The organism is Exiguobacterium sp. UBA6282, from assembly GCF_002440475.1.
Taxonomy (GTDB): Bacteria; Bacillota; Bacilli; order Exiguobacteriales; family Exiguobacteriaceae; genus Exiguobacterium_A.
The window spans coordinates 24352-34806 of record NZ_DJUM01000012.1 but is presented as its reverse complement, the minus strand read 5'-3'; the positions used below and the strand labels follow the sequence as shown (position 1 = coordinate 34806).

The 10455-nt window shown below is 47.5% G+C and carries 12 protein-coding genes; 8 read left to right on the top strand and 4 right to left on the bottom strand.

Annotated elements, in window-relative coordinates; genetic code table 11:
• Positions 1-423: 423 nt before the first annotated feature.
• The 3 genes from fadH to B2751_RS03045 form a co-directional block, all read right to left on the bottom strand.
• Entirely contained in the window at positions 424-1188 is a 765-nt protein-coding gene (gene fadH / locus B2751_RS03055) for a 2,4-dienoyl-CoA reductase (protein ID WP_290772727.1), read from the bottom strand.
• Positions 1189-1272: 84 nt separating this feature from the next.
• Positions 1273-2208, bottom strand: a complete 936-nt coding sequence (locus B2751_RS03050) for a manganese-dependent inorganic pyrophosphatase (protein WP_035409025.1) — start codon at positions 2206-2208, stop codon at positions 1273-1275.
• A 57-nt stretch (positions 2209-2265) separates the two neighbouring features.
• The gene (locus tag B2751_RS03045) at positions 2266-3342 is read right to left on the bottom strand and encodes an N-acetylglucosaminidase (RefSeq protein ID WP_290772723.1); all 1077 of its coding nucleotides are present in this window, start codon (positions 3340-3342) and stop codon (positions 2266-2268) included.
• Positions 3343-3428: 86 nt separating this feature from the next.
• On the opposite strand from B2751_RS03045, the gene B2751_RS03040 reads away from it, so the two are divergent.
• Entirely contained in the window at positions 3429-4382 is a 954-nt protein-coding gene (locus B2751_RS03040) for an aromatic acid exporter family protein (protein WP_035409021.1), read from the top strand.
• A gap of 231 nt (positions 4383-4613) precedes the next feature.
• Entirely contained in the window at positions 4614-5738 is a 1125-nt protein-coding gene (locus B2751_RS03035; protein ID WP_056060303.1) for a M20/M25/M40 family metallo-hydrolase, read from the top strand.
• Between the two features lie 61 nt (positions 5739-5799).
• Here B2751_RS03035 and B2751_RS03030 read toward each other — a convergent pair whose 3' ends face one another.
• Entirely contained in the window at positions 5800-5979 is a 180-nt protein-coding gene (locus tag B2751_RS03030) for a hypothetical protein (protein WP_023467629.1), read from the bottom strand.
• A gap of 107 nt (positions 5980-6086) precedes the next feature.
• Between B2751_RS03030 and rnz the strand changes: the two genes are divergently transcribed.
• The 6 genes from rnz to B2751_RS03000 are packed head-to-tail and all read left to right on the top strand — an operon-like array spanning position 6087 to position 10439.
• The gene (rnz, locus tag B2751_RS03025; RefSeq protein WP_290772720.1) at positions 6087-6992 is read left to right on the top strand and encodes a ribonuclease Z; all 906 of its coding nucleotides are present in this window, start codon (positions 6087-6089) and stop codon (positions 6990-6992) included.
• A gap of 3 nt (positions 6993-6995) precedes the next feature.
• A complete protein-coding gene (locus B2751_RS03020; protein ID WP_035409016.1) occupies positions 6996-7892 on the top strand; it encodes a hypothetical protein in 897 nt (298 codons plus the stop codon).
• On the top strand, positions 7889-8293 hold the full coding sequence (locus B2751_RS03015) for a DUF4430 domain-containing protein (RefSeq protein ID WP_290772717.1): 405 nt from the start codon (positions 7889-7891) through the stop codon (positions 8291-8293). The genes B2751_RS03020 and B2751_RS03015 overlap by 4 nt, the downstream gene beginning before the upstream one ends.
• On the top strand, positions 8271-8990 hold the full coding sequence (locus B2751_RS03010) for a hypothetical protein (RefSeq protein WP_290772714.1): 720 nt from the start codon (positions 8271-8273) through the stop codon (positions 8988-8990). The genes B2751_RS03015 and B2751_RS03010 overlap by 23 nt, the downstream gene beginning before the upstream one ends.
• A complete protein-coding gene (locus B2751_RS03005; RefSeq protein WP_290772712.1) occupies positions 8926-9879 on the top strand; it encodes an ATP-binding cassette domain-containing protein in 954 nt (317 codons plus the stop codon). Before B2751_RS03010 ends, B2751_RS03005 begins: the two co-directional genes overlap by 65 nt.
• A gap of 56 nt (positions 9880-9935) precedes the next feature.
• A complete protein-coding gene (locus tag B2751_RS03000; protein ID WP_290772710.1) occupies positions 9936-10439 on the top strand; it encodes an ECF transporter S component in 504 nt (167 codons plus the stop codon).
• The last annotated feature ends 16 nt before the right edge of the window (positions 10440-10455 follow it).

Genomic DNA, 10455 nt, shown 5'->3' with positions numbered 1-10455 from the left:
ATTCCTGTTCCAAACGACATGATGTAACCGATCAGTCGTTGTTTTAAGGGTAAGTACAGTCCAAACAAGGCGCCAATGACAACGGCGCCACCTGCTAACGCACCCCAACCGAACGCACCCCACATATGATCGCCTCCTTCTTGTACTTTCTACCTGTTCTATATAATTCATAAACATAGCGAAAAGAAAGAAAAATAGTTCGAGACGAATGTAAGGGGCTGACTCCAAAAAAGAATGCCGCGTCTTTTCACGCTCTTTCCTCAGGCGAGACACAAGCTAGTTTTCCTGCTTCATTCAAGCAGGAAAGCAGATCTTGTTCGTCTCTGACAGCGCAAAAATGCGCTTTTTCCTGTAGGAGTGGCGTGAAACGCGTCATTCTTATCTTTGTGGAGAACGACTTCTTAAGTAATTAAATCTCAATCATCAGAATGGTTGTTTATTTAACCAATGACCACCGTCAAGAGCGATGCATTCTCCGTTCAAGTAGCGGGCTTGATCTGATACCATCCAGGTTGCGAGCGTCGCGATCTCTTCCGGTGTTCCGAATCGACCGAGTGGGACGTTGCGGCGAATTCGTTCCGCGTGTTCTGGTGATAAAGCGAGTTTATCGGCACCACCCGTTCGTTCGATCGGTCCCGGACTGATCGCGTTGATACGGGCTTGATATTTATAGCCCCATTCGACGGCAAGCGTCCGCGTCAAGTTCAGCACGCCGGCTTTTGCAGCAGCACTCGGAGCGACACTCGCACCTGCCTGCCATGCATAAGAAGCGACGATATTGACGATTTGACCGCCAGCGACTTGATCTTCCTGCCAACCCTTGACAAGAGCGTGACAGCAGTTAAATGTTCCGTTGAGGACGATATCGATGACCGTCTTCCATCCATTCGGCGATAATTCGTCGGTCGGACAGATGAAGTTCCCGGCAGCATTGTTGATTAATGCCTCGAGACGACCGAACCGTTCGCGTGCTTGCTTGACAGCAGCAAGACAAGCGTCCGCGTCACGGACATCCATCTGAATCGTCAGATGCTCGCCTTGAATCTGTTCCAATGCTTCATCCATCAGTCGCAAGCGTTCTGCGTCACGTCCTGTGACGACGACATTCCAGCCAGCTTCCTTTAAGGCGAGCGCCATCGCTTTCCCCATTCCGTTCGTTCCACCCGTCACCATGATCGTTTGTGTCATATTGCTTCCTCCTTTATGTAATGAATGAACAGCCATTCATATTCTTTATTCAAAAAAGAAGGAGCGAACTCCTTCTTTTTTTACTTATTGTGTTGCAAGAGCTGTATCTGTTAAAACAGGAACGACTTGTTTCTTACGTGAAACGACACCTTCGAGGTAGACGAGGTTGTTCGTCGCTTCAAGACCATAAGCACGTTCGACGAGATTCGCTTCTTTCCCGAGGACGAGTCCGACTGAGTTGTTCGTCAAGATATCCGTGACGATGAAGACGAACAAATCAAGACCTTTTGCAAGGATGACTTCGTTGATCGCTGTTTCGAGTTCTTCTTGGCGAAGCAAGACTTCAGCTGTATCGACCGTGTTGACTTGAGCGATTTCGACTTTGAGTGTTCCCATCGTGAATTCTTTTGCGTCAAGTGAGATCAATTCAGGAACGGTTTTCTTCGAGAGATCAGCTCCAGCTTTGAGCATCTCAAGACCATAGACGTTCGCATCGACACCGGCGATTTCTGCGAGTTCACGAGCTGCGATGATATCTTGCTCTGTGCAAGTCGGTGATTTGAACAGAAGCGAGTCAGAAATGATCGCTGATAGCATCAGACCAGCGATTTCTGGTTTGATTGCAACACCATGCTCTTTGTAGAGCTTGTTAAGGATCGTTGCTGTACAACCGACTGGTTCTGCCCGGTAATAGACAGGATCCGATGTCTCGAAGTTTGCGATTCGGTGATGATCGATGACTTCTGTTACGGTAACAGCGTCGATATCGTTCGCACTTTGCTGACGTTCGTTGTGGTCGACTAAGATGACGTGTGACGCTTCTGTCGCGACCTCTGTCACTAGACGTGGTGCTGAAACTTTGAACGTATCGAGCGCGAATAACGTTTCATCATTCATCTCACCAAGACGGATTGCTTCGGCATTGACACCGAGCGCTTTTTTTAATTCTGCATAAGCGATTGCCGATGTGATCGTATCGGTATCAGGATTTTTATGACCAAATACTAAAACTTTTTCCATGACGTGTTCACTCCTCAATGATTGTTGTCTCGCCCTATAGTGTATCATATCTCGGATTTAGAAGGCGTTCATTTTCACTAGGATACCAGCGATTTTTTCGCTCCAGAAGGGGTCTGACGCGTAAAAGACATTCATTCCTTTTTGTTTGTTCCCGAGGTAAGCCCCGCGGAAATAACGTCCATCCCGATTAAGATAGTCCTTTGCGATGAATCGGCCGGTCTGCTCGATTGAATCCGTCAAGGATTTATAAGCAGTCGCATCTTCTCCCGGGGCAGAATCCGTCGCATTGACGCCGAATAGATTATTTTTTTCGCGGGCAATCTCAGACCGTCCATAGTCGGATTCGTGGATGGCGTGTGCAAGCAGGTAGGCTGCGTTGACCCGGTATTTCTTTTCAACGGACTTAAAGACTTTTCCTTTCCCGACCAAAGGGCTGTCCGGCGCTTGCTCCTTGATGAACGCATCGAGTTGTTTGGCACTCAGGCGCGTCGGTTTCGTCAAATCACGTGTCAGTGTCTTCGATTCGACGTATTTGCTCGTCCGAGACGTCGCGTTCGTCGCTTCACCAGCGACAATCAATCCACCAAGTCCACCGTCAGCAACGATGTAGTGAAGGAGTCGATTTCCCTTCGTCTGATAGTACGACGGATTCGAGACACGTTCTGCCGGGAACGGACGTAAGCGATCCGTTGGAACATAACCAGTTGCGCCTGCGACGCTGACGCGACTCGTCTGTTCACCGAACTGAAGCAATTGGACGCGTGTGCCGGAAGCGACATAGGTAAGCCGTTTCTTTAAATCGGCGTCATGATGAATCGACAGAATACCACGATCATCGACGATTCCGGTACCTTGTCCACCGAGATAGACGTAGCGGTCATCGGAAGCGCGCTTTACCGCACCACGCTGACCCGCATACTCCTTTGCCTCGGCGAACGTTTGGAAGTCTTGTTCGTTGATTGTACCTTTCTCATAGCGCTCAGCTGTATAAGGAGCCGGTGGGGATAAAACTGTCTTCGGTTCCTCACGAAGCCAAAAGAACAAGAGAATGCCGATGAGGAAAAAGAAGAGTAACCCTTTCAGTGAGCTAGCCCGGCGCACGGGGCGACCAGGACGGATAGTGCGTGTCGTCAAAGAAAATCACGTCCTTTAAAAAGCAATGGACATTCGTGTCCAACGTAGGTAGTCTAACAAAGAAAAACAAAAGGGAGGTGAACCTGATGCAAATCGGTTATCGAACGCTGAAGACGGCAGTCGCTGCCGCGCTCGCGATGTGGATTGCGGAGCGACTTAAGCTCGATTATTACGTCTTCGCTGCGATCATTGCGATCTTGAGTATCCAATCGACACGAAAGAAGACGTTTCGGTCGTCTTACGAACGGATCATGGCGTCATTACTTGCCATCGTACTTGGATTCATTCTGTTCGAAGTCATCGGTTATCGTCCGGTTACGCTATTGATCTATTTCATTTTATTCCTTCCATCCGTTCAACGCCTCCGACTTCAGGACGGTTTCATCACGAGTGTCGTCATACTGACACATTTGTATACGGAACGTCAGCTCAACGCACACATCCTGTTGAATGAATCCTTATTGCTCGGAATTGGTGTTGGTGTCGGAATGCTTGTCAACATGTACATGCCAAGTCTTGATTTGTTGATCGACGACCGACGGGAAAAAATTGATCAACGGATCGCGTCCTTATTCTATGAAGTCGCGGCCGCGATCGAGACAGGGCGAGTCAATCATCATGCGTTGACGCTTGACGAGACGGAACGTCTGTTACATGAGGGAAAAGATGCTGCCTTAAAACGGATGGGGAATGCGATCGGTCGACGTAATGACGATGAGGACTATGCCTATTTCCGGATGCGCGAACAACAATTCGAGCTCCTACGTGGCATCGTCCATCATGCGGAGGAACTTGTTCTCGTCGTCGAAGAAGGAAAAAAAGTCGCCGCCTTCTTTCGGACGATTGGCGACAATGTCCGACCTGAAGCCGACGCAATGGTATACATTTTAGAACTAGAAGCGCTATTGACGCGTTTTCGTGCCTCTGCCTTACCCGTCACGCGGGAGGAGTTCGAGGTTCGATCTGCCTTGTTGCATATGCTGCAGGAAGCAGAGCAATATTTGCGTCTCAAACAACGCTACGTCAATCAAAAGAAATAGAACATCGTTGAAGCGAATGTTCCGAGTAGGAAAATCGCTAAGATTCCGATCGTCGTCCATTTAATGATCCGTTGTTGTTTCGATGGTCTTGCCATATCGTCATGTCCTCCTCTCTCATATCGACTGATTACTGCCATTGTACAAACAACCTTTCAGAAGTGCAAATGGCTGTCAGGATGGTATACTAATAAAGCGCTATTGGATTGAAGTATATTAGAGGAGGTTTTTGTCATGGTCAATGAACAACGCGTATTGGATACGTTTTTAGAGCTTGTCCAGATCGATTCGGAATCAAAAGAGGAAGCACGGATTTGTGCTCACTTGAAAAAAACGTTTGAGGATCTCGGATGTGACGTTTTTGAGGATGACGCTTCGTCTAAGACGGAACACAAAGGAAATAACTTGATCGTCACGCTTCCGGCAACAAAAGACGGGGTCGATAAAATTTATTTCACTTCCCATATGGATACAGTATTCCCGGGTCAAGGAATCAAACCAATCATCGAGGACGGTTATGTCAAGACGGACGGCACGACGATTCTTGGAGCAGATGATAAAACGGGACTCGCTTCACTAATTGAACTCGTTCATGTACTCAATGAGACAAAACAACCACACGGAAAAATCCAGTTCGTCATTACAGTCGGTGAAGAATCTGGACTTGTTGGGGCGATGGTCCTTGATTCATCGAAAATTGATGCGGATTACGGTTTCGCACTCGATTCAGACGGAAAAGTAGGGGACATCATCACCGCTGCTCCAACCCAAGCAAAAGTCAATGCGAAGATTTTTGGAAAAACAGCTCACGCTGGTGTCGCACCAGAAAAAGGGGTCTCGGCGATTACGATTGCTTCAAAAGCCATCGCGAAGATGCCACTCGGTCGGATTGATGAAGAGACGACAGCTAACATCGGACGGTTCAGCGGTGGTGGTCCATCAACGAACATCGTTTGTGATTATGTAGAAATTTTCGCGGAAGCACGTTCACTTGTTGCTCCGAAGATGGAAGCGCAGACTGAGAAGATGAAAGCGGCGTTTGAAGAAGCAGCGGCAGAACTCGGTGGTCGTGCCGAAGTAGAAGTCAAAGTCATGTACCCAGGCTTCAAGTTCGAAGATGGAGATCAAGTTGTCGAAGTCGCAAAAGCAGCCATCACACAACTTGGACGTACACCACGTCTCTTGCATTCTGGTGGCGGATCAGATGCCAATGTCATCGCTGGTTTCGGTATCCCAACGGTTAACTTGGCGGTCGGATATGAAGATATCCATACGACGAATGAGAAGATGCCAATCGAAGAACTCGTCAAAACAGCGGAACTTTGTGTGACGTTAGTTGATTACATCACGAACAAATAAGCTGATGGAACACAAAAAGAGTGTATCGCGACATTGCGATACACTCTTTATCATTGTACGATTAAACTACTTGAGGACGATCCACATATTCCATAGACTCTAAAACGAGTTCTTCTGTACATAATAAGGTCGAAGCGATTTCATCGATTTGAATCGACTTTCCGTATTTTTGCCGATAACTCTCGTTTAGTTTACGGGCTTCCCGGACGATCCGGGCATATGTCCGTTCAATCTTAGTCATGGAAAAACCACCTTCCAAATCTGAATAGGTACAGTTTACCATGCTTCAACAAACGAAAGGTGTATTTTGTGTATAAAAAATGCTAATTTTACGAAAAGGGGAAAAAGATGGAATTTTATTTTTTAGGGACAGGAGCCGGTATGCCGTCAAAACAACGGAACGTTACTTCGATTGCCTTGTTACACCCCAAAATGACCTGGTTGTTCGATTGTGGAGAGGCGACGCAACATCAAATCTTACATAGTCCGATTAAACCACGAAAAGTCAACGCGATCTTCATCACCCATTTACATGGGGATCATATTTTTGGATTACCAGGATTTATCAGTACGCGAGCTGCCTTAGAAGGAACGACACCGCTAACGATCTATGGACCGACAGGGATTAAGGAATGGATGGATGCGACATTAAGGATTACAGGAACCTATTTACGTTATCCACTCCAGATCGTTGAAGTCGAAGATGGTCAAACATACGAACAAGATGGTTTCCGCGTGACGGTGCGGTCACTTGAACACGGTTTTCCGGCGTTCGGGTACCGCCTAGAAGGACCAGAAGAGCGTGGGGCATTGCGTGTCGATGCACTGAAGGCACTTGGAGTTCCTTCCGGTCCACTCTATCGCCGAATCACACTGGAAGAAACCTTTGAATTCGATGGCACGGTCTACGCATCGTCTGACTTTTTAGAATCTCCCAAACCAGGTGTCAAGCTAGCGGTTCTTGGCGATACGATGCCGTGCGAGGCGTCGATAGAGCTCGCGCGAGATGTCGATGTATTAGTCCATGAAGCGACGTTTGCCGATCGAGAAGTCGAACATGCGGGACGCTTCGGTCACTCGACCGCTCGACAGGCAGCTGTCATCGCGGATACGGCGCAGGTAAAAAAGCTCCTCTTGACGCACGTATCTGCGCGTTATGTCGATCAAGAAGAAGTACTGGAACAAGAGGCACGAGAAGTATTTGCAAACAGCCATCTCATGTTTGATCACCGGGTCGTCCCGGTCAAAGGGTAAAAGATGGACTTTCTCATTTTATGGGCACTCTTTTTACTGGCTGCTAGTGGCTTAGCGTTTTTACTTGAACGGCGAACGGAAAAAGAAACCTACTTGTATATGAAGTTCATTTTTTATGCGTGCCTCGGCGCCGTGTCGTTTCCAGTCTATGATATTCAATTACCGCTCGGCATCATCATCTTTTTGATCGTGTTGCATCCAAAAAAGAATTCACGTTATAAACGATACATGGCATTATTCGGGTTCTTGTTCTTCCTGTTTCAACTGTTCCTCGGACCGTTTGATGCCGGAACGTTGCGGGAAGAAACTCAACAGATTGGTCGCGTGACCATCACGGATGATTCGTTCGATCGCTTTCTCGCACAAGTCGAACGCCGTGTAGGAGAAGACGGATTACGGTTGGAACAAAGCCAGCTAATGTTCGATCGAGGCGGGAATCTACGGAATGCTTCGTTTGAGATGCTCGTCCAAACTCCGAAACGGTTCATTCGTTATGATGTCAGTTATCAAGAGTTGACCGGAACGATTTCCTATCGACCACGTGAAGAGTTGGCAACAAAATCATTGATATCGTATTATCAAAAACTGATTGATGCGAACCAATCGTTTGAGACGTTACGAAAACTCTCGATGCATGAGATTTTACATGATTCCAAAACCCCCTATGTCGAGATGGATCTCGATGGGCTCTACGAAACGTTTAGTCTGCAGGATGCGACAGTATTTTTGATTGATGACAAAGGAAAACTTATTCCGTATGTTAATACAGGGGACGATGTCTTAGCGAATGCGATTCGCCTGACCTATCTGCGGTCTGACGGTCAATCATTACGAGACAAAACCATTCTGTTATACAATTACAGCTTTGAGACCTCAAGGCGAAAAGGAGTCGTACGATGAAAAAATGGTTATTTACTGCAAGTATCGTGTTACTTGCCGGTTGCGCAGAAGCAAAAGAGGAACAACAAACAGCGTCTTGTGAGACCGAAGTCAAGGTGTCGGTCGTGGATCACGTCAAGGACAAGACATTATTCGATAAAGACGTGTGTTTAAATAAAAAAGATACAGCACTGGATGCGCTTGAAGATACAACGCTTGATGTCGTTAAAACAGGTAAAGGTGAGATGGCATATGTAACGGCAGTCGATGGGATTCGTGAAAAGTCAGCTGGAGCAGGGAGTGGCTGGGTCTTCGGTGTCAACGGAAAACCCGGGGAAGTCGGTGCCGGGAGTTATGAACTGAAAAAAGGAGACCGTCTCGAATGGCGGTTTGAAAAAGATGCAATGGCTTATTTTGAGTAAACCAGAACGGGAGCGACTTCACCCAGTGAACGTCGCTCTCTTTTTCATCGGGATGATTACGATTCCATTCGTCCTCACACACGATCAAACGATCATCGTGGTCTATCATCTACTCTTGTTCTTATTCGTTCAAGAGCGGACTATTTTTCGATATCTCTTACTTCCTGCTCTCTATGCCGTCATGATGTGTGTACCACTCTTATATGGAGCAAGCATCGATTCGTTTGCCATATACGAAACGACGATCCAGGTGACATTATTCGTCACCTCAAGTCAATGGATCTTCACATTAGTTCGACTTGATCAGATGGGACCGTTGTTTCGTTTCCTACCCCGACTAACACGATTGACGGGTATGGTGCTGGCACTAATTCCCTCGTTTTTACGGACTTGGCCGGAGGTTAAGATGAGTCATCCTGATGCGTCGCTTGGCATTCGTCTGGAACGGATGGCGGCCTATCATATCATCCCGATCGAAGCGGCACCGTCTCGTTTACGACCGTTCGCGCGACGGGATGTTCAGACCGGAGTCCTGCTAACAATGGGAGTCCTGCTTTGTTTCACATCATGGGCAATCGCTTCGGCTCTGTTGCTACCAATATCATTATTAGTTACAAAGGGAGGAATGCGGGATGCCTATCATGTATACCGACAACGATCGAGAAGAGCGACTGCGACATCAGGCAATCGAACATGATCAATCGGTCTTGACACCAGAGCGCCTCCTACATGGACGTGTCCGGGACTTGCTTGCGACCGTCTCCTTGTTTCGAGCCGGAGAACTCGCGACCTTACTTGGCTTAGAAGCCTTTTTTGAAGCGGAGTCGAGTGAACTTTCGGCTGGGGAACAACAGCTCGTCGGACTCGGTCATGCCTTGTCTTCGTCACCGAAGACACTTTTTTTGTCGGAACCGTTTCTCTTTCTTGATCATGTCAGACGCAAGCGATTAATGGGATTGCTTGAAGAAATCGAACGACGGTTTGGTTGTCAGATCCATTGCTCGATGACGATCCAATCCGACTTGGCGATCACGAGTCGCGCCACTGAACTGACAGGTCGTGTCCTGAATCGGATCGAAAACGTCCAACACCGTTATCCGTTACAGACACGCTATGCACTCGTGACAGAAAAATTGTCGTTTCATCAAGGCGAACGGATTGCGATCATTGGTGCAAATGGTAGTGGGAAATCGACGTTACTCCGGCTCGCGCTCGGTGTCGAGCGACCGCTATACGGAAAAGTCCGGCGGTCGGGGGAGACGCATTATGTACCAGCGCATCCGATGCTTGCGCCATTAGACAATCGAAGCGGTAGTTTTACGACGCAAAAAAAACGTCTCTTGGACGGTATCGAATGGAGTAAAGACAGCTATTACTTTGATGAACCGACGGCTGGACTTGATGACAGCGCACGAATGGATTTTGTCGCATCGTGGAAGCAGAATCCAACGAATCTGATCGTTATGGCGACGCATGATCCAGTTCTAATTCGGGCAGCACAGCGGATCATCTATCTCGTGCACGGAGAAGTGGCTTTCGATGGACCAACGAAGCACTTTTTACAAGAAAGTCGGTTGTTCGTATGATCGTCGTAACGGTTCTGATCGTTTCTTTGTTCTTGATCATGTTTGAGAGACTTCAGGTGACAGATCAACGATTACGGTTCATCGCTATCATGACGGCAGCGGCAATCGTTGGACGTTTGTTGTTTTCCAGTTTGCCGAACATTCAGCCGGCAACGGCCATCGTCTTATTAGTAGCCGTCTTCGTTCATCCAATCGCCGGTGCTATCTCTGGGATGCTCGTCGTCGTATTGACGAGTTTATTTTTAGGAAGCGGTCCGTTCGTCCTCTTTCAGGCGCTGGCGTATGCAACGATTGCCAGTTTAGGATTCATTCCGTTTCTTCGATCCCGAATCGTATTGACCGGGTATGGTTTTTTTGCTGGCTTTTTATATGGATGGGTGAGCAATCTCGGTTTCTTGGTATTAACCGGGTTCTCGTGGCAAGCCTTTTTGACATTACTTGTGACCGGGGGAACGTTTGACTTACTTCATGGATTCAGTAACGCGGTATTCATCTGGATATTGTTTCCGATTTTTTTACGAATTTTGCATTCATTCGATGAAAAGAGGGGTACAGAATAGTAACATACCGAACAGG